This is a genomic window from Streptomyces sediminimaris (assembly GCF_047049295.1).
GTDB classification, from domain to species: Bacteria; Actinomycetota; Actinomycetes; order Streptomycetales; family Streptomycetaceae; genus Streptomyces; species Streptomyces sediminimaris.
The window spans coordinates 8,197,383-8,216,896 of the sequence record NZ_JBJWOT010000001.1 but is presented as its reverse complement, the minus strand read 5'-3'; the positions used below and the strand labels follow the sequence as shown (position 1 = coordinate 8,216,896).

At 72.0% G+C, this 19,514-nt stretch carries 14 protein-coding genes; 9 read left to right on the top strand and 5 right to left on the bottom strand.

Annotation, left to right across the window (positions count from 1 at the left end):
* Positions 1–125: 125 nt before the first annotated feature.
* The 4 genes from ACJ9NR_RS37475 (at position 126) to ACJ9NR_RS37460 (ending at position 6,236) form a co-directional block, all read left to right on the top strand.
* A complete protein-coding gene (locus tag ACJ9NR_RS37475; protein ID WP_412492769.1) occupies positions 126–1,523 on the top strand; it encodes an FAD-binding oxidoreductase in 1,398 nt (465 codons plus the stop codon).
* A gap of 890 nt (positions 1,524–2,413) precedes the next feature.
* Positions 2,414–3,055 carry a TetR/AcrR family transcriptional regulator gene (locus ACJ9NR_RS37470; RefSeq protein WP_412492768.1) on the top strand — a complete coding sequence of 214 codons (642 nt, stop codon included), beginning with the start codon at positions 2,414–2,416 and terminating at the stop codon, positions 3,053–3,055.
* An 81-nt stretch (positions 3,056–3,136) separates the two neighbouring features.
* Positions 3,137–3,874, top strand: coding sequence for an ABC transporter ATP-binding protein (locus tag ACJ9NR_RS37465; RefSeq protein ID WP_412492767.1), 738 nt, complete (start codon positions 3,137–3,139; stop codon positions 3,872–3,874).
* A 4-nt stretch (positions 3,875–3,878) separates the two neighbouring features.
* Entirely contained in the window at positions 3,879–6,236 is a 2,358-nt protein-coding gene (locus tag ACJ9NR_RS37460) for an ABC transporter permease (RefSeq protein ID WP_412492766.1), read from the top strand.
* Positions 6,237–6,265: 29 nt separating this feature from the next.
* Here ACJ9NR_RS37460 and ACJ9NR_RS37455 read toward each other — a convergent pair whose 3' ends face one another.
* A complete protein-coding gene (locus ACJ9NR_RS37455; protein WP_412492765.1) occupies positions 6,266–6,904 on the bottom strand; it encodes a hypothetical protein in 639 nt (212 codons plus the stop codon).
* Positions 6,905–7,593: 689 nt separating this feature from the next.
* On the bottom strand, positions 7,594–8,631 hold the full coding sequence (locus ACJ9NR_RS37450) for a hypothetical protein (RefSeq protein ID WP_412492764.1): 1,038 nt from the start codon (positions 8,629–8,631) through the stop codon (positions 7,594–7,596).
* A 499-nt stretch (positions 8,632–9,130) separates the two neighbouring features.
* On the opposite strand from ACJ9NR_RS37450, the gene ACJ9NR_RS37445 reads away from it, so the two are divergent.
* Complete coding sequence (locus tag ACJ9NR_RS37445) at positions 9,131–9,979, top strand: methyltransferase domain-containing protein (protein ID WP_412492763.1); 849 nt, start codon at positions 9,131–9,133, stop codon at positions 9,977–9,979.
* A gap of 199 nt (positions 9,980–10,178) precedes the next feature.
* Here the strand turns inward: ACJ9NR_RS37445 and ACJ9NR_RS37440 are convergent, their stop codons facing one another.
* On the bottom strand, positions 10,179–11,789 hold the full coding sequence (locus tag ACJ9NR_RS37440; RefSeq protein WP_412492762.1) for an MFS transporter: 1,611 nt from the start codon (positions 11,787–11,789) through the stop codon (positions 10,179–10,181).
* A gap of 347 nt (positions 11,790–12,136) precedes the next feature.
* On the opposite strand from ACJ9NR_RS37440, the gene ACJ9NR_RS37435 reads away from it, so the two are divergent.
* From ACJ9NR_RS37435 to ACJ9NR_RS37420, 4 genes are all read left to right on the top strand, one after another.
* On the top strand, positions 12,137–12,751 hold the full coding sequence (locus ACJ9NR_RS37435) for a helix-turn-helix domain-containing protein (RefSeq protein ID WP_412512760.1): 615 nt from the start codon (positions 12,137–12,139) through the stop codon (positions 12,749–12,751).
* A gap of 130 nt (positions 12,752–12,881) precedes the next feature.
* Positions 12,882–13,775, top strand: a complete 894-nt coding sequence (locus tag ACJ9NR_RS37430) for a methyltransferase (RefSeq protein ID WP_412492760.1) — start codon at positions 12,882–12,884, stop codon at positions 13,773–13,775.
* A 263-nt stretch (positions 13,776–14,038) separates the two neighbouring features.
* Positions 14,039–15,196: a hypothetical protein gene (locus ACJ9NR_RS37425; protein ID WP_412492759.1), complete on the top strand. Its 1,158-nt coding sequence runs from the start codon at positions 14,039–14,041 to the stop codon at positions 15,194–15,196.
* A gap of 145 nt (positions 15,197–15,341) precedes the next feature.
* On the top strand, positions 15,342–16,121 hold the full coding sequence (locus ACJ9NR_RS37420) for a hypothetical protein (RefSeq protein ID WP_412492758.1): 780 nt from the start codon (positions 15,342–15,344) through the stop codon (positions 16,119–16,121).
* A 100-nt stretch (positions 16,122–16,221) separates the two neighbouring features.
* On the opposite strand, the gene ACJ9NR_RS37415 is transcribed toward ACJ9NR_RS37420, so the two are convergent.
* Positions 16,222–17,886, bottom strand: a complete 1,665-nt coding sequence (locus ACJ9NR_RS37415) for a tannase/feruloyl esterase family alpha/beta hydrolase (RefSeq protein ID WP_412492757.1) — start codon at positions 17,884–17,886, stop codon at positions 16,222–16,224.
* 122 nt (positions 17,887–18,008) lie between these two features.
* Entirely contained in the window at positions 18,009–19,397 is a 1,389-nt protein-coding gene (locus ACJ9NR_RS37410; protein WP_412492756.1) for an MFS transporter, read from the bottom strand.
* Positions 19,398–19,514: the final 117 nt, after the last annotated feature.

Here is a 19,514-nt window from a genome sequence, read left to right as displayed (position 1 = left end):
CGCCCCCCAATAGGTCAACGAGGTCATCGACCACGTCAAGTCCCAGATGGGTGGGCACGCCGGCCTCCCGCAGTGTGACCGGCCCGTGCCTACCCGGTTCCGCAATCTTTCCCAAGAGGTGCCCCATGAGCGGCATCGACGCACATGCTCTCGACAAGCTGCGCGCGACCTTGCGCGGACGCGTGGTCACTCCGCAGGACACGGACTACGACGCGGCCCGCAGCATCTACAACGCCATGATCGACCGGCGTCCTGCCGCCATCGCCCAGTGCACGGGCTCGGCGGACGTGCGGGCCACCATCGCCTTCGCCCAGGAGACGGGCGTCGACCTCGCCGTACGCGGCGGCGGACACAGCGGGCCCGGGCTGTGCCTGATCGACGACGGACTCACCCTCGACCTGTCCCCGATGCGCTGGGTGCGCGTCGACCCGGATGCCCAGAGCGTGCAGGTGGGCGGGGGCAGTCTGCTGGGCGACCTCGACCACGAGACCCACGCCTTCGGTCTCGGCGTCCCCGCCGGGATCATGTCGACCACCGGAGTGGGCGGTCTCACGCTGGGCGGCGGGCACGGCCACCTGACCCGCAGGTACGGCCTCACCGTCGACAGCCTGATCGCGGCGGATGTCGTCCTGGCCGACGGCAGCGTCGTCACCGCCTCCGAGAAGGACCACTCCGACCTGTTCTGGGCGCTGCGGGGCGGCGGCGGCAACTTCGGCGTGGTCACGTCGTTCACCTACCGGCTGCACCCGGTGCACACGGTGGGGGTCGCCGTGACCGTCTGGCCGATCGACCGCACGGGAGAAGTGCTGCGCTGGTACCGGGAGTTCCTGCCCGCGGCCCCGGAGGATCTCAGCGGCTTCTTCGCCGTTCTGGTCGTGCCACCCGGACCGCCCTTCCCGGACCCGATCCACGGGCAGAAGATGTGCGGTGTGATCTGGTGCCACACCGGTGACCTGGAGGCCGGCCGCCTGGAGGAGGTGCTCTCAGTGGTCAACGATCCGGCGCCACCGGCCTTCCACTTCACCACGCCCATGCCCTATCCCGCACTGCAGACGATGTTCGACCAGCTGATCCCCAAAGGACTGCAGTGGTACTGGCGCGGCGACTTCTTCGACACCATCTCCGACGACGCCATCGCGGTGCACGAGAGGTACGGCGAAGGCATTCCCACCGACTTGTCGACGATGCACCTGTACCCGGTGGACGGCGCGGCCCACCGGGTGGGCCCCGGTGAAACGGCCTGGGCCTACCGGGACGCCGTGTGGTCCGGCGTCATCGGCGGCATCGACCCCGATCCGGCCGGCGCCGACGTGATCCGGCAGTGGTGCGTCGACTACTGGACCGACCTGCACCCTCATTCGATGGGAGGCTCGTACGTCAACTTCCTCGGGGAGGCGGAGGGCCCGGAGCGGGTCCGGTCCACCTACCGCGGGAACTACGACCGGCTGGCAGCGACCAAACGCGCCTACGACCCGGACAACTTCTTCCGCGCCAACCAGAACATCCCGCCGTCCGCCGCGTGAGAGGGCTCTCGCGGACCTCGGCTCGGGAACGGGCCCGACCCCCGGGGCCGGTGCGAGAAGGGACGTGAGGACCGCGTTCGCACCGACCGGCGAAGCTGAGCGGTCGTCCGCGCAGAGCGTGCCGTGGTCCCGCGGCCGGCCTCCGCCCGGAATCGATGCCGGTCGCGGGCCGGACCTGCGCAGACCCGCAGGCCGGCCGGTACGGACTCCGCACATGCGACCGGGTTCCCCGCGCCGGACCGTCTCGGGCACACACCGCTGCGGCAGCCGGGCCGGATCCGGCTGGGGATGCGCGACGGTCCGCCGCCGCGCGCTCACCGCCACGGCACGAGCGCCCGTCTGCGGGAGTGGCGCCCGCGGCCCCGTCCGGGCTTCGGCCAGTGGTTCGGCCAGAGCCTCACGCAGGGTCGTCAGACAGGACTTCCACAGCCGGGACACACGCTTCGAGAAATGTCACCGCCGCGGACCGCAGGCTGTCCGCGCGCCGGTTCTCCTCGCCCGGCGGCGACGGCAGCCGCCCGCGCTCGTCCGTGGCAGCGAGCCGCTCCCCCCGACGGCGCTGAGGAGCGGACACCGCGACTGCGGCGGAGGCGTCACCGAGTGCACCGATCACCGGGTTCCGCCCGCTCCGGCCCTTCTCGAAGAGGACCGAAGGCAGTTCGGAGTCCAGCCGTCGCCGACCGTCCCGGTCTCGGTGCGGGCCGCACATCTGTGTGCGGTCGTTCTGCCGCGCGATCCTCGATCGTCGACCGTCGCCTGAAGGCCCTCGCCCCGGCGTCCTCCTCCCGATCTGGGCTGCTGGCCCCGGCGCCCGCGCTCCCGGCGGTACGATCAGGGCAGACACCCAAGGCGCTTGCCCTGGGCGGACGCCCAATACTGCGGAGAGTTCCATGACTCCGACATCGGTGGAGCGGGGCAACGAGACGCGGGCCCGGTTGCTGCAAGCCGCGGCGGAGCTGATCGTCGAGGAGGGGTGGGGCGCGGTGACCACCCGGAAGGTCGCCGACCGCGCCGGAGTGCGGCAGGGACTGGTGCACTACCACTTCCCCACCGTCACCGACCTGCTCATCGACGCCGCGCTGGACTCGGCCCGCCGCGAGGTGGAAGGAGCCATGACCGCGCTCACGGAGGCGACCGACCCGGCTCTGGGGATGGAGCAGATGCTGACCATGATGGCCTCCTACTCGGCCGGCGATCCGGCGACCGTCCTGTACTCCGAGATGCTGCTCGCCTCGGCACGGCACGAGCGGCTGCGCGTCGGGTTGTCGCAGCTGATGCGGACCTGGCGCACCGCGGCGGCGGACTGGCTGCGGCGGAACGGGGCGGGCGAGGACGCGGACACGGCGGCCGTCCTCCTCGGAGCCGCGCTCGACGGGCTGGTGATGTACCGCATCGTCGATCCCACGGTCGCTGACCTGCCGGTGGCCGGCCCGCTGCTGCGACTGGCCGGGATCGGTGGCAGGTCACCGGAGGCCGGCCTGTCGCCGGGGAGAGACCTGCCACCGGAAAGCGGCGGAGACGCCCCCATGTGACCAAGTGCAGGGAAAGAACGCCGCGTTCCCCGCCTCCGGGTCCGGAACGGCGACGACGGACGACACCGGGAGGGACACGCAATGACAGAGAGGGCGCCGAAGCCCCCGGTGCCGCGCGGCGGGGTACGCCTGCGCGGCGTCGTCAAGACGTACGGCACGGGTGAGGCGCGGCTGAACGCGCTCGACGGCGTCGATCTGGACATCGCGCCGGGCGAACTGGTGGTGGTGCTGGGGCCCAGCGGCTCGGGCAAGACCACGCTGCTGAATGTGATCGGCGGCATCGAGTCCGCCGACCAGGGCGAACTGACGGTGGCGGGCGTGGAGTTGACCGGCCGCGCGCCCAAGGAGCTCGTCGCCTTCCGCCGTGAACGGGTGGGGTTCGTCTTCCAGTTCTTCAACCTCCTGCCGACCCTGACCGCGCGCGAGAACGTCGAGGTGATCGTCGAGCTGACCGGGCGCGGGCAGCGCGGCGACGTGCCCCGGCTGCTGGAACAGGTCGGCCTCGCGGACCGCATGGACCACTTCCCCGCCCAGCTCTCCGGCGGCCAGCAGCAGCGCGTCTCCATCGCCCGCGCCCTCGCCACCGACCCCGACCTGCTGCTCGCCGACGAACCGACGGGCGCCCTGGACGTGGCCACCGGCAAGACCGTGCTCAACGTCCTGCAGGAGACCAACCGCCAGGGCCGTGGCGTGCTGATGGTCACCCACAACGCGTCCATCGCCTCGATGGCACACCGTGTGATCACCATGCGGGACGGCCGCATCCAGTCCGTGGAACGCAACCCCTCGCCCGCCGACGCGATGGCCGTGAGCTGGTGAGGACGTGAACCGCATCCTGTTCACCAAGACCCGCCGGGATCTGCTCCGCCGGCTTCCCCAGTTCGCCGCGATCGCGGTGACCGTCCTGGTCGGTGTCGTGCTGTTCATCTCCAGCTACGAGGCCTACCAGAACCTCAGTGCCTCCTACGACCGCACCTACGCCCGGCTGCGCTTCGCCGACGTGACCGCGGCCGGCGGCAGTCCCCGGCAGGTCGCCGCGGCCGCCCGCAGCGCCCCCGGTGTCGCGGCAGTGGCCACCCGCACGCAAGGCGATCTGCCGCTGCGCATCGGCGGCGACAAACTGCTGGGCCGGGTCGTCGGCATGCCCGCCGGCGTCCAGCCCCCGGTCGACCGCGTCGACGTCACCTCCGGCCGCTACCTCGCTCCCGGCGACCCCACCGGGGTCCTGGTCGAGCGGCACGCGGCCCAGACCTTCAAGCTGTCGCCGGGCGACCGGCTGCACGCCTTCGACGGATCGGCCTGGCGCACCGTCACCGTCCGCGGCGTCGTCGACTCGGCCGAGTACCTGTGGCCCGCCCGCAACCGCCAGGACGTCCTGAACGACCCTCACTCCTTCGCCGTGCTCTTCGCCCCCGAGGCCACCGCCCGCAGCCTGGCCGGGCCGTACGCCGGCAGCCAGACGCTCGTGCGCTTCAGCGACGACGCCCGCGGCACCGCCACGACGCGGCGAGTGGCGGCGGACCTGCGCGCGGCCGGCGCCGCCGACGTCACGCCCCGCTCCGAACAGGCCTCGGTGGCGACGCTGCAGGAGGACCTGACCGGCTTCCAGCAACTCGGCCTGACGTTCCCGCTGCTGTTCCTGGCCGCGGCCGCCGTCGCCGCGTACGTGCTCATCACGCGCCTGGTGCTCTCCGAGCGCAAGGTGATCGCCACCTTCCTCGCCGCGGGCACCCCGCGCCGGCTCGTCGTACGCCACTACCTCGGCCACGGCACCCTGGCCGGCTCCGCGGGGGCCGTCGCGGGGCTCGTACTCGGCACCCTCGCCACCGACGCGGTCACCCGCGCCTACACCGGCACCCTGAAGGTCCCGGACACCGTCATCGAACACCGCTGGCCCGTCGCCGCGGCCGGTCTGGCCTTCGGCCTGCTCGTCGGCCTCGTCGGCGGCATCGCCCCGGCCCTGGCCGCATCCCGCGAGGCACCGGCCGAGGCCATGCGCGGAGACGTCCGCACCCTGAAGCGACCGGGCCCCTGGAGCCGTGCGATCGCCCGGGCGCGCCGGCTCCCGCTCGCCGCCCGGCTGGCGCTGCGCGAGCTGACCCGCAGCCGGCGCCGCACCCTGGCGACCATGACCGGCACCGTGCTCTCCCTCGTCCTGGTGCTCGCCTCCGTCGGGATGATCACCAGCATGCGTTCGATGATGAGCGTGCAGTACGGGACGGTGCAGAAGGAGGACGCCACGGTGACGGCCGGCGCCCACGCCGCCGGCCTGGAGGGCAGGCTGCGCGCCGTTCCCGGGGTCGCGCGCGTCGAGGCGGTGACCACCGTGCCGGTGACCGTCTCGGCCCACGGCCGCTCCTACGCCACCTCGCTCATGGGATACCGGCGGGACACGGCCATGCACGGCTTCCGCGGGCCCGGCGGAACCACCAGGCGCCTGCCGGACCGAGGCGTGCTCGCCGGCAAGGCGATCACCGGCCGACTGCACGTCCGCGTCGGCGACACGATCACCGTCGACTCCCCCGGCGCGGGACGGCGCCAGGCCCGTCTCGCCGGCCTGCTCGACGAACCTCTGGGGACGTTCGTCTACGCCACGGACAGCACGGCACGCGCGCTCACCGGCGCGGACGCCGACTCCTACCAGTTGCGCTTCGACCGCGGCGCGACCGCACACGCGCGGGACACCGCCCGTGCCACGATCAGCAACCTGGACGGCGTGGTCGCCTACACCGACGCCAAGGCCCTGCGGCACCAGTTCGACAAGTATCTGTCGCTGTTCTGGCTCTTCGTCGGCATCATGCTCGTCCTCGGCGCGATCCTCGCCCTCACCGTCATCTACGTGACGATGACCGTCAACGTCGCCGAACGCACCGTCGAACTGGCGACGCTGCGTGCGGCGGGCGTCCCGTTGCGCCGCATCGCCGGCGTACTCGCCATGGAGAACCTCACCGCCACCCTGGTCGCCGTGCCCCTGGGCCTGGCGGCGGGAGCGGCCGCGGCCTGGGCGGCGCTGCGGTCCTTCAGCAGCGACATGTTCGACATGGAACTCACCCTCGGCTGGGCCGCCCTGCTGTCCGCCGCCGTCGCCGTGCTCGCGGCGTCGCTGCTGTCGCAGATTCCCGCGGTCCGCGTGGTCCGCGGCCTGGACATCGCCCGCGTGGTACGCGAACGGGCCCAGTAGTTCCGCGCCCCGCGAGGCCGGCAGGCGTGTCAGGCCGCCGCGGCGACCCGGGTACGCAGATTGTGGAACTGCCGGGTCTGCATGATGAAGTGGGCGGGTTCGCCGAGCAGCAGGTCGAACGGGCGGGTGAGCCGACGCGGGCGGCCCTGTCCGCGGGTGCGGACCACCAGGCGGGTCCTCCCATCGGCCGTCGGGCGCAGGTGGAAGCCCCAGACCCCGTCCATGCGCGCCATCGGGAACGCGTCCCACTCGGGGTCGAAGGAGTGGCCGGAGGGCAGGCTGAGGTCCGAACGCAGCACCATCGTCCGGTTCGGCTCCAGGCGGGCCACGGTGAACCAGGACCGGCCGTCCCGCGTCACCCGCAGCCGCTGCCCCTCCTCCAGGTCCTGCCACTCGGGCGCGATGCGATCCGCGCTGGGTTCGCCGAAGTGGTCCAGCAGGTCCCAGCTGTACCAGCCACCGCGGTCGCCTCCCATCTGCACCAGCCAGGGCCAGACCCTCTCGGGTGGCGCCGGGAGGGTGGTGGCCATGGTCGAGATCCCGTCGGCGTCGGGGAAGAGTTCGTCACCGGGATAGGCGCGAGCGGTCTCGTCCCAGGTCGCACCCCAGGTCAGCAGTCGCGGCCGTAGCCGCAGCGCGTACAACGCCAGCCCGGCGGTGACCGCCATGAAGGGGAGCAGACGGGCTCCCGGTCGCCGCAGGCATGATTTCCGCTCGGACATCGTGTCCTCCCTGGTCACCGGGGAGCGGTCTTGATGTGACAGGTCTCGGGGCCGTACGGCAGGAGACCGGTGCACGGGGATGGACTGGCCGCGCACCGGTGGTCCTGCGCGGAGAGCCGGGCAACGCGGCGCGGCGGTCATCGACGCGGTCGGCCGGAGATCCTCCGCAGCCGCGGTCGGCGCTCCGCACGACGGGTCTCGGCGTGAAGCCCGTCGCTTCCTCTCTGCATATCGGCTACGCAACACCCCGCGCGAGGGCCGGTCGGCCCTGCGCCGGGTCCCACCGTCCCCGCGACCGGCTCGCCCCGCGCCACCACGCGCGGCCCGGCGACGGCGGACGCCTCCCCCACCGGTCCGGAAACCCGCCTGACCGGAAACCCGCCCGACCGGAAACCGACCTGACCGCGCGGAACCCGTCCGACCCCGCGAAACACCCCGGCCACGCGCTCGGTCGCGCGCACAGCGCCCACCTTCGGCTCAGGCGGTCCTCACGGCCGGGTGACAGGCGCCGGAGGAGATCCGAGCCCGCCGGCCTCTCGGGCCGCGGAGCACCGGAACGGAGCGGGGCACAGACAGCGGGGCACAGACGGCGGGCGTCCCGCCGCCCCGCCCGCGCCGCCCGCGCGCCCGGCCGGTCAGCCGGCCGGCCGCGGGGGCTTTCCCGCCCCGGGCGGCCCGGTCCACTTTGCCCACTTGCTCCATTTCGTCCAGTTCGCAAGCAGCAGCGCGAGGACGAGCAGCACCACACCGACGGTGAGGACGGACAGCGGTGCGGCGAGCGAACCGGGCAGGTACCGCTCCGCCGTCTGCGGCACCGTCTGCACGGCGCCGTACGCGCCCAGCGCCAGCAGCCACACCCGGTGAAGGGCCACCCCGGAGGCCAGCAGGGCGCCGGCGGTGAGCAGGGCCAGAACGTGCCCGGCCGGCACGTCCATGGCCATCTGGGCACCGGTCAGCAGGCCGAGCGCGGCGGCAAGGTATCCCGCTGTCCTCGGCGGCAGCCGGTCCTGGTGCGCGGCGAGGGCCCACGCGGCGGACATCAGCCAGACGGCGATCCCCGGCGCCCACAGCGGTACGTCGTGGCCGAGGCAGGCGACGCCCGAGGCCAGCGTGATGGTGGAGGCCGCGAACAGCGCCAGATGCTGCAGCGGTGTCGGCGCGTACCGCCACAGCACCGCGGCGTACACCGCCGCCGTGCCGGCGGCGGCCAGCACGCTGGTCTGCGCCGCGAAGTCTCCGACGCGTGTGGCGAGGACGCCCACGAACGCCGCCACGGCGGCGGCGGACAGCAGCCACAGCACACTGCGCAGCCGTACGAGGGCGGGCTCGGCCGCGATACGCAGCAGCGCGCCGGCGATACCGAGTACGGCGGCGGCCAGCGCCGCGAAGGCGGCCTGCGCCCCGGCCGGCACACCGGGCCACAACCGGTCCACGGCCAGGAAGCCCGCGACGATCGCCATCGCCGCGCCCAGGTAGCCGAGCGCCTCGACGACCAGCGGCATGCGGCCGGCGTCCACAAGCGCGCCGGAACTCCCGGCGGGCTCCGGGCCGAAGGGCGCACGTACCTCTTCGGCGGCCTCGATCCGCTCCGCCGAGCGGGTGTCGAGCAGCCCTTCGGCCACCCAGCGGGCGAGTCGGGCGTGCAGAGCGGGATCGGGCGGGATTCCAGACATGGCCGGCCTCCCCTTCTCCTTCCAGGATGCGGCCCGTCAGGCCCGTGCGACCGGGGCCGGGTGACCACGTCGTGAGGGACGAACGGCTCATCTCACCGGGCACCACGGGGTCGTTCGGCTTTCCGGTCCCGGGGCGAGCCGTCTGCCCGCGGTGACTGGTGGACGTGCGCCGCGGGCGCCTCCCGGCCCGGGAGCCCGGCCAGGGCGGCCATCTCCCGGACAGGTGACGCGCGGCATGCTCCGAACGCCCGCCCGGCTCGGACGGGAGGAGGGGGCCTCGCCGAGGCTCGTAGACTCAGGTCGTGGCATTCATGAGCACCCCGCACCACTGCTTCCTGTGATCGGACGGCACTGAGGGCGATGCCGTACGGCGTCGCCCTCCTCGGTGTGCCTGCCGCGTGAACCGTGTTCTCGGCCGCCCGCTCCTTCGTGCGGCAGCGGCGCTCTGAACTCACGTGCAGGCACGGTCACTTCCGTTCATCCTCGCCAGGAGTGCCTCGTGCCCGTCTCGCTTCCCCCCGCCCTCGAACGCTGCCTCGACGTGCTGTGCTGCCCGCAGTGCCGCACGCACCGCCTCCGTCCGGACCGCGGCGCGCTGCGCTGCCCGGTGGGCCACACCTTCGACATCGCCCGCCACGGCTACGCCGGCCTGCTCACGGGCACCCGCGCCACCAGCGGCGACGACGCGGCCATGGTCCGGGCGCGGGACCGCTTCCTGTCCACCGGCGCCTACGCGCCCGTTCGTGAAGCCGCGGCCCGCTTGGCGGTCCACGCCGTGCCCGGGCAGACGACGGTGGTGGACGTGGGCTGCGGCACGGGCTACTACCTGTCCGGCGTACTCGACCGGTTGCCCGCAGCCCGCGGTCTGGGTCTGGACACGTCGGTGCGCGCGCTGCGCTCGGCAGCCCGTGCCCACGACCGAGCCGCGGCGCTGGCCTGGGACGCCTTCCGCCGCTTCCCGCTGGCCGACGGGGCGGCCGACGTCGTGCTGGACGTGTTCGCCCCGCGCAACCCGGCCGAGTTCCACCGCGTGCTGCGCCCGGCCGGAAGGCTGATCGTGGTCCGTCCCACCGGGCGGCATCTGGCCGAGCTGGGCGGGCTGTCGCCCGCGATGGTCACGATCGACCCCGGCAAGGAACAGCGCCTGCACCGGGCGCTGGACCCCTTCTTCGAGGCCACCGCCACCGAGCAGGTGGAGTACTCCGTCCCCCTCACCCGGCTCGATGCTCTGGACCTGGTGGCGATGACGCCGAGCGGACGCCACATCAGCCGGGCAGGCCTGGACGCCGACGGCCTCCTGCCCGCTCGGGTCACCGTCTCCGTGCTGGCCACCGCCTACCTGCGTTGACCTCAGACGTTGTCGACGCGACGTCCAGGACCCGGCGGACTGCGATACATCGCCCTCGAAACCCGCACGGGTCCATGCCGCGGCCGCGCACCCGACTGATGATGCCGTCGAGCCCAGTTCCCGGGAGGGCTCCGGCCTGACGGAATCGGTCTGCGGTGCGGGCGGCGTCGTCCTCCGTCGGCACGGGGTTTCCGCGAGGTCAGCGACCGGCGTTCTCCGCGGCCACGGTCTTCGGAGCTGCCTCGGCATCAGGCTGGAGGGCGGCGGTGTCCTTCGGGCCGCGCAGGGCGACGTGGAGGAGCAGTGCGGCCATGACGGCCGCGCCGATCCACATGGCCTGCCGCCAGCCGTCGACGAATGACTGCTGCGCCGCCTGGATCACGTTCTGCGCGTGGCTGCCGGTCTTGGGTGCGACCTCGATGGCGTTGGCGATGCCTTCGCGGGCGGTGTCGGCGGCGTCCGTGGGGATGCCGCCGAGCTTGCCTTCGATGGCACCGCGATAGCCGTTGGCCAGGAGTGCGCCGAGCATGGCGACGCCGAGAGCGGTGCCGAACTCGCGGGTGACGTCGTTGAGCGCGGAGGCGACGCCTTGTTCGGCGCGGGGCAGGAAGCTGGTGATGGCCTCGGTGGAGGGTGTCATCGACAGCCCCATGCCGATGCCCATGGCAAGCATGCCGGGCAGGATGGACAGGTAGCCGCCGTCGACGGACACGAGCAGGGCCATCAGGGCCAGGCCGAGGGTGGCCACGGCGACGCCCACGGTCATGGTCGAGTGGGCGCCGAACTTGGCAGCCATCTTGGGGGCCAGGCCAGAAGTCGTCATCATCATGACGGCCATCGGCATCATCGCCACCGTGGACAGCAGTCCCGACCAGCCGAGTACCGCCTGGAAGAACGGGAAGAGAACGACGGCGATGCCCGCCTGGACTCCGAAGACGACGAGCAGGGTGATGGAGCCGGAGGCCAGGCCGCGCTCACGGAACAGGCGCACGTCCAGCAGCGACGCGTCGCGGCGGTGCAGCTCCCAGGCCACGAAGGCGACGGCGGCGACGATGCCGACGGCCAGGCTGATCAGGGTGACGGAGGCGGTCCAGCCGCGCTCGGGGCCTTCCTGCAGGACGAAGATGAGACCGACCACGGCGATGGCGGACACCAGTGCACCGACGGTGTCGAAGGAATGGCGGGAGCGTTGGCGGGAGTCGGGTACCGACTTCAGGGTCATGGCCAGCGCGACGACGACCAAGACCACGGGCAGCAAGAACAGCCAGCGCCAGTCGGCGACGTCGACCAGCAGGGCGGAGAGGAACATGCCCAGGATGCCGCCGCCCCCGGCGACACCGGTCCAGACACCGATCGCCTTGCCGCGCTCCTCCTCGGGAAAGGTGGAGGTGATGACGGCCAGCGTGATCGGCATGATCGTTGCAGCGCTGATCCCGGCGGCCACACGCGCGGCGATCAGCACCCCGGCTGACGGAGCGAGGGCGGCGACGACGCCGGCGGCGACGAAGACCACCAGCCCGGTGACCAGCATGGGCTTACGGCCCATGCGGTCGCCGATGGCGCCGAGCGGCAGCAGCAGCGCGGCCAGGGCGAGAGTGTAGCCGTTGATGATCCACAGAACGGTGGTCTGCGAGGCGCCGAACTCGACGGCCATGTGAGTCTGGGCGACGTTCAGCCCTGACACCGAGGCGATGACAGCCATCAGCGCGAGCGAGACGGTGATCAGGATCGCGCGCAGCTGACGCGCATCCGGCGTACTCCCGGCGCCTGCTGGCGTGTCCGGCGTCCGGGGAGACTGATTGCTGCTCATGGTTTCCTTCCGCAAGGGCGTGGCGACCCAGCGCCGGGGCAAAGCCGGTCGCCAGGTGGAGAGATGGGGACTTGCCCGCTGCACGGCCGGCCGGAGGGCGGTCGCGCGGCTTCAGCCGCGGGGCTCACGTGTCAGCCGGTGGTCGCCTGTCTGGCGTCGAGCACGGCGTCGGTGAGCCGATGACCACCACCTCCACGGTCCTGGCGGGCAGCGCGTCGCTCGCGTGGCGGTAAGCCTGCGCAGACCAGTCGCACCCCTTCGTCGTACGTGGCCCCCGTGCTGGACGTGCTGGTCCTTCTGCAGGCGACGCTAATCCCGCCTTGCATCAAGGGCATACCATGTTGCCTATGACGCAAGAAGATGGGCAGCTGGACAGCCTCGTGCGCAAACGGATCCGCGCTCTGCGCGTGGCGCAGGGCTGGTCACTGGAGGAACTGGCCACCCGCGCCAACCTCAGCCAGTCCTCACTGAGCCGCATCGAGAACGGCCGGCGGCGCCTCGCCCTGGATCAGCTGGTCACCCTCGCCCGCGCGCTGGACACCACCCTGGACCAGCTCGTGGAGAACGCCGCCGACGACGTCGTCATCAGCCCGATGATCGACGGCAGCCACGGCCTGATGCGCTGGCCCGTGAAGGGCGACCCCGGCATGAGCGTGATGCGTCAGCGCATGACCGACCCGCCACCCGACAATCCCGCCCGCATGCGCGCCCACCCCGGCCGCGAATGGCTCGTCGTGCTGTCCGGCACCGCCATCCTCATGCTCGGCCACCGGCGTTTTCGCGTCGAGACCAACCAGGCCGCGGAATTCCCCACGATGATGCCCCACGCCATCGGCGCCGAGGGCGGAGCGTGCGAGATCATGGGCATCTTCGACCGCGACGCCCGCCGTGGCCACCAGAAAGGCGCCTCCGCGGTCGGCTTCGAAGCCGACCGCGGAGGCGTCCAGGGCCCCTGCGCATAGCGGACCACGGCCGCGCGGGGGCTTCCGACATCAGGGGTGACCTTGCGCGCCGGGCAGCACTCCCCGCCACCTCCTTGCTTATCACGCAAGGAAATGCGCGGATCACGCATGACGGGATTACGGTGTCGCCATGACCCCAGCGCACCAGCACACCCCCCACCATGGCGAAGGCGGCCACCACCCTGAGCACTGCCACGGCAGCCGACAGGAGCACGGTGACGCCGGCCAGGCGGCGCTCCTCGATCTGGATGCTGAGGTGCTCTCCGAGCACATAGCGTCCATCACCGCCTGGCTGCCGCTGGGGAACGAGCCGCGCCTGATCGTGGACCTGGGCTGCGGCACCGGCGCGGGGACCTTCGCGCTTCTCGAGCGCTTCCCGGATGCGCACGTCACCGCCGTCGACACCTCGGCCGGGCACCTTCAGCTGCTGCGCGAGAAGGCGTGCGCCCGCGCTGTCGAGGGACGCGTCCGGACCGTGCGAGCCGACCTCGACAGCGACCACTGGCCCGACCTCGGCCGACCGGATCTGGTGTGGGCCTCGGCCTCGATGCACCACATGGCCGACCCCGACCGCGCCCTGGCGAGCGTCCACGAGCTCCTCGCCCCCGGGGGCCTGTTCGCCGTCGTCGAGCTGGCGGCCTTCCCCCGCTTCCTGCCCGCCGACGCTCCCGAGAGCCGGCCCGGCCTCGAAGAGCGGGCCCACGCCGCGACCGACAGCTTCCACGCCGAGCACGTTCCGCACCGCGGCGCCGACTGGGGCCCGATGCTGGCCGCCGCAGGTTTCACCGTCGAGGACGAGCGCACCATCATCGTCGACATCGAAGGTGCCCGCAGCGACACGATCGGACGCTACGCGCACGGCAGTCTGCAGCGCATCCGCGACGTCGCCGCCCCCGCTCTCAGCCCCGACGACCTCGCCGCACTCGACGAACTCCTGGACACCGACAGCCCGAACGGTCTTCTGCGCCGCGAGGATCTCGCCGTACGCACCGAGCGCACCGTCTGGGCCGCCCGCCGCACCTGACCCCGGCCGCCGGGTTGCCACCCAGGCAGCCCCCGCACCGAATTGCCTGCCCGGCTCCCGCCACCGGTCCGGACGAAAGGGCGAGTGGCCTTCACCCGGACCACGTCCGTCTGCCCGGGCGCCCCCTTCGTCCGGCCGTTGCCGCGTTGCGTGACGCTTCTTACCTTCCGGCCGACAACCTGCCCTGCCCTGAGGCCATCTCAAGAAGGGGCGCATGACATGCGGGAAACCAGCGGGGCGGCAAGAGGCAATAGGGAGAGAGCGTGTCGGCCATCAGCCAGCGGGTGCACCTGGTGCTGCTCACCGCCTGGACCATCCTCTGGTTCGCCGTGGTCCAGCCGCACGGGGGGTTCTCCTGGCACTACCTGCGTACGGGCGGGGAGTTGCTCTACGCGGGCTCCGGCAGGGCGGACGGCGGCCTGAACCTGTACGCCCACCACCCCGAACTCCAGATGGGCCCCGTGAGCTTCGTGGTGGCGGGCCTGTTCAACCCCTTTCCCGAGTCCGTCGGGCAGTTCCTGGCCGCCGCGGTGATGTCCCTGCTCGGTCTGCTGATCCTGGTGGTGGCCGGACGCAGCGCCGCATGGCACCTGATGGGCACCGGCACCAACCACCAGCGGCTGCGGCAGCGGGTGCTCATCGCGGGCCTGGCCTTCATCCCGATGTGGATCGAGGTCTCCGTGCGCTTCGGTCACCTCGACGACGTCCTGGCCCTCTTCTTCACCGCCCTCGCCGTGGGTGCCCTCACCCGCGCCAGCCCGGCCGCGACGGGCGTCTTCCTGGCCCTGGCCATGGATTCCAAACCGACCGCGCTGGCCTTCCTGCCACTGCTGCTCGCCCTGCCGAAGGGGCAGCGGCTGCGCGCGGCCCTGTGGTGCGCGGCTCTGGTCGCGCTCGCCTGGCTGCCGTTCGTCCTCAGTGACCCGCAGTCCTTGACCGCGGCCCGGTTCACGATCCCCAACCAGCCTGCCTCCGCGCTGCACTGGCTGGGCGTCGACGACCCGCGCACCCCTTCCTGGGACAGGCCCGCGCAGGCCACGATGGGGCTGGCGCTGGGGTGCGCGGCGGTCTGGCGAGGCCGCTGGCCCGCCGTCGTCCTGCTCGGCGCCAACGCGCGCATCGTCCTGGACCCCAGCGTCTACACGTACTACACCGCCTCCGTCCTGCTGGGCACCCTGCTGTGGGATGTGATCGGACAGCGGCGCCTGGTGCCCTGGTGGAGCTGGATCGGCCTGATCACCCTCTACGGCGCGGTCCTCGTCGTTCCCAGTGACGCGGCCCGCGGCCTGATCCGCCTCGGTTTCGTCGTCGTCTCCACCGCCTACGTCCTGTTCTGGCCCATGCGGGACAGGCGCCGGCGACACCCCCGGCCTCCCGGCGCGCAGGCGGGAACCGGTCAGCCCCTCGGCACGGCCACCTGAACGACGCCCCGCAGGAAGGCCGTTGCACCGGACGGTGCGGGCTTCGCCCCGCCCGGAGGAAGCCGGTCGCCGCCCGTAAACCGCGCACACGGGAGCCCCCTGATCACTTAGCCTCTCCTGGCACGCTCACGTCAAGGGGAGGACCATGAGAGGCAGAAAGGCCTGGGCCGCGGCCGGCGGTGCGGCGGCACTGGTGCTGACGGCGACGACCGGAGCACACGCGGAGGGACGGGGCGACATCCGGGTGGTGAAGACCGTCGTCAACCGCGGCGGCAACGTCATCGTGGGAACGTCGAAGACGATCCGCTACCCGATCGACATCACCGTCAGGGACAACTCGGGAGTGAAGGGGCTCACGCACGTCAGCACCTTCAACAGGGCCAACGCCTACTCCTTCGCGACCTGGAACGGCGACTCGTCCTGCGCGAGGAGGAGCGCCACCACCTCGGTGTGCCGGGCCACGATGACCATCGATCCCCGCTGGATCGCCGACAGCGACGACATCGACACCAACAGGGTCGCCGGCGTCTGGCAGGTCGACGCCACCGTCAGGGCGAAGGACGGCGACTACTGGATCTCCGACCGCATCGCCGAGTACAAGGTCAAGCGGGCCGTCCAGCTCACCACGGTGATCGCGCCGAAGGCGGTGGCCAAGGGCGCCAAGGTGTCCGTCGGCGGCAAGCTGGCCCGGGCCGACTGGGAGGACCTCAAGTACCACGGGTTCACCGGCCAGCGGGTCAGGCTCCAGTTCAAGAAGAAGGGCGCTGCCCACTACAGCACGGTGAGGACCGTCACGAGCGGCAGCGCCGGAAAGCTGACCACCAAGGTGACCGTCACCTCGGCCGGCAGCTGGCGCTGGTACTTCCCCGGCACCACGACCACCTCGCTCAAGGTGTCGGCCGGGGACACCCTCGGTCTGAAGTAGCCACCGGCCGGCGGCCGGGACGCCGCCTGGCTTCCCGGTCCGCGGGCCCGTGAACAGCGCCCCTGTGGTGAACCGCCGGCCCGCACCGTCCGCTTCGCCCTCAGCGCGTGCAGACGAAGCTCGTCGCCCTGTCCGGGTCGCCGGTGCGATACCTGGGCCAGTCCGGGTATTCGCACAGGGGACGCGTGCGGTCGCGGCGCACGTCGGCCACCGTCGGGTTCGTGGGCGGCTCGCCCTTCTCCACCCAGTGTTCGAGCGCGGAGAGGGAGTCCGTGCCGGCGGCGAACGCGGGCGTGCCGAAGTTCGCGTGGTTCGCCCCGGGCACCAGGTAGTACCGCATGAAGCCGCGGGTCCGGCGGGCGCCCAGCCGGTCGCGCACCCGGCGGTAGTAGTCGTTCGTGGAGCGGGGGGAGACCAGCTCGTCCGCGGCGCCGTGCAGCAGGATCAGCTTGCCGCCGGCGTCGGCGAACGGGCGGAGGTCGGCGTCGTTGCGGTCCTCGATCGTGGAGAGGTGGCTGATGCGGGCGAGCCACGTGCCGGGATGCCGGGGATCGACGCCGAGGGAGTCGTGGCCGGGGTCCCGGGTCAGGAAGTACTTGACCCATTGGGCCCAGTACTGCATTCCGTAGCCGCTCGTCACGGGCATGGGATCGGCCGGTGCGGTGGTGCCGAAGCCGAGGAACGGGGTCCTCATGTCCGCCCCCGAGAGGAAGGGGAAGCCCGGGTACGCGGTCTCGCCGCTGGCGATCGGGTACGGCCACCTGAACGGGGAGGACATGGCGGTCACGGCCCTGATCTGGGGGTCCGACAGACAGCTCGGACCGGTGTCGGCACCGTGCGGGCAGCGAAGCGTGCGCGGGTCGAAGTGGCAGCCGCGCGGGTTCGAGATGACGTCGTCCCGGACGCCGTCCAGGCCGTCGCACGCGTGCATGACGCTGTTGTGAAGGAGCGTCTGCTTCTCGGGTCCGGGGAAGGCGCCGGGGCGGGACAGGACATGTGCCAGATACCCGAGGTCCAGGATCTCGCTGAGGTTGTTCCAGGCGGGGTAGGCGGAGATCACGCCGTCGAACGCCTTCGGCCACCGCTGGGCGACGACGAGAGCTTCCCGGCCGCCCGTCGAGCCTCCCGCGAAGTAGACCTCGGCGGGGTCCGCACCGTAGGCGTGCCGGATGAGGAACAGGCCGGCGTCGCGCGTCTTCTTGAGCGCGTCACCGGCGGCGAAGTTCTTCAGGGCCTCGTCGTTCATCCCGAAGGACCCGTCCAGGGTCGGCACGGCTGCCGGGTTCTGCTGGTGGCCGGAGTCGCCGGCGAAGGTCACATAACGCCGGGCCAGGGGCACCGGCTGGTCCGCCGGGCCGAACGGCACGTTCTGCGTCAGGTCGGGGATGGTGCCGTTGTAGCCGCCGCCACCGAACATCAGCGCCCTGCGGTTCCAGTCGTAGGGCAGGTCGAGGCGCATCCTGATGTCGGGGGCCGACGGGTCGACGGGGAAGACGGCCACGTCGACCTGGCAGTACTCGATCGTCTCGCCGCTGACCTGGCTCGTCCTGACCGCGGCCGCCTCGACGCGGCCGCCGGTCGTCGGCAGGCTCATGACCGACGCCGGGATCTCCATCCGGTCCAGTGCGGCGCACCGCGGCACCGTCGTCGCCGCGTCGGCCTCGGTGGGGGCCGCCGTCGCGGTGGCGGGTCCGGCGCCGAGGACGCGGAGCGCGCCCACCGCCACCACCGCGGTCGCGAGCACCGCGAGCCGGCACCTCGTCACGTCTCCTGCCGTCGGCCTTCTCATGCGGTCCCTTTCCTGGATGTCGTACGCACGCGGTGCGGTTGCTCGTACGGCGCTCCCGGCGTCGTCCCGGCCGGGGACCCGCGCCGCGCGCGGCGCCCTCAGCCGTAGAGGTGGGAGCCGGGGGTGGCGTGCGGGTCGTCACGGATCTCGGCGGGGTTCGTCTCGGGCAGGAACCAGGCGCTGGCGAAGGTGATCAGCCCCATGAGCGTGATGTAGGCGGCGACCGGCAGGGTGCTGCCGGTCTTCGCGATGAGTGCCGTCATGAGGAAGGGCGTGCCGCCGCTGACGACGATCGCGGAGAGCTGGTAGGCCGACGAGGCGCCCGAGTAGCGCACGCCGGGTGCGAAGAGCTCGCCGAGGAAGCCGGCGATCGGTCCGTAGGTGAGGCATTGGAAGGTGAAGCCCACGACCACCGCGACGAAGATCAGCGGCAGTGACGCGGTGCCGACGAGCCAGAAGTACGGGAAGGCCCATACGGCGACGCCCAGACCGCCGACCAGGATCAGCGGCCGGCGGCCCACCTTGTCCGAGATGTGGCCGGACCATGGGAGGGTCACGAGCATGGCCACGGAACTGATCAGCACGACCGCGAGCAAGGGGTTGCGATCGAGTCCGAGGGAGTCGGTGCCGTAGCTCAGCAGTCCGGAGATGCTGACGTAGAAGAGGCTGTTGGTGGCTGAGAGGAGCCCGCAGCCGAGCAGGATGGTCCGCCACTCGCTGCGGACGACCTGTGCCAGCGGGGCGCGGGCCACCCCGCTCTCCGGCCGTGAGACCTCCTGCCGCAGCGCGCGGAACTCCGGGGTGTCCTCGACCTTGGTCTGGATGTGGAGGACCACCGGGAACATCACGACACTGACCAGGAAGGGGATGCGCCAGCCCCAGCTGAGGAAGGCGTCGTCCGGCATCAGGGCGCTGGCGGACACGAAGATCAGGTTGGAGATGATCACTGCGACGGGGACGCTGGTCTGCCCGAAGGTCCCGGCGAATCCTCGCCGTTTGGGACTCTCGGACTCCGTGAGGAGCAGCACGATGCCGCCCCACTGGCCGCCGGCCGCGAGGCCCTGTACGAAGCGCAGTACCACCAGCAGCGCCGGGGCCGCCGCACCGACCGCCGCGGCGCTGGGCAGGCAGCCGATCAGGAAGGTCGCGGTCCCCATGAGCGCCAGGCAGGTGACGACGACCGGCTTGCGGCCGTATCTGTCACCGAGGTGGCCGGCGAGCACCCCGCCGATCGGTCGCGCCACGAAGCCCGCCCAGAAGGTGCTGAAGGCGAGGAGGGTCCCCGTCAGGGCCGAGGAGTGCGGAAAGAACACCTTCGGGAACACCAGTGCCGCCGCGGTGCCGTACAGGAAGAAGTCGTACCACTCGATGGAACTTGCGACGAGTCCCGCTGCCAGCAGTCTGCGGGAGGCCCGGCGCCGGGTGGTGGACAAGCCCTCGCCGAGCCGGCCGGACTGTCCTTCGGGTTGGACGAGCGGGGTTGCCATACGTGCCGCCTTCGTCGAGAGCACAGCAGGGTGATGGCGGTGACACTAGGGCGCCGCTACCCTTTGGTTGAGGTGTACATCACACACACCTCACGCCGAGCCGGTGGGACTTTCTCC

Coding starts and splice junctions, on each gene's coding strand:
- ACJ9NR_RS37440 (WP_412492762.1), bottom strand. CDS start 11,789: ATGAGCAGCAATCAGTCTCCCCGGACGCCGGACACGCCAGCAGGCGCC.
- ACJ9NR_RS37450 (WP_412492764.1), bottom strand. CDS start 8,631: ATGTCTGGAATCCCGCCCGATCCCGCTCTGCACGCCCGACTCGCCCGC.
- ACJ9NR_RS37475 (WP_412492769.1), top strand. CDS start 126: ATGAGCGGCATCGACGCACATGCTCTCGACAAGCTGCGCGCGACCTTG.
- ACJ9NR_RS37420 (WP_412492758.1), top strand. CDS start 15,342: ATGAGAGGCAGAAAGGCCTGGGCCGCGGCCGGCGGTGCGGCGGCACTG.
- ACJ9NR_RS37470 (WP_412492768.1), top strand. CDS start 2,414: ATGACTCCGACATCGGTGGAGCGGGGCAACGAGACGCGGGCCCGGTTG.
- ACJ9NR_RS37465 (WP_412492767.1), top strand. CDS start 3,137: ATGACAGAGAGGGCGCCGAAGCCCCCGGTGCCGCGCGGCGGGGTACGC.
- ACJ9NR_RS37410 (WP_412492756.1), bottom strand. CDS start 19,397: ATGGCAACCCCGCTCGTCCAACCCGAAGGACAGTCCGGCCGGCTCGGC.
- ACJ9NR_RS37455 (WP_412492765.1), bottom strand. CDS start 6,904: ATGGCGGTCACCGCCGGGCTGGCGTTGTACGCGCTGCGGCTACGGCCG.
- ACJ9NR_RS37435 (WP_412512760.1), top strand. CDS start 12,137: ATGACGCAAGAAGATGGGCAGCTGGACAGCCTCGTGCGCAAACGGATC.
- ACJ9NR_RS37430 (WP_412492760.1), top strand. CDS start 12,882: ATGACCCCAGCGCACCAGCACACCCCCCACCATGGCGAAGGCGGCCAC.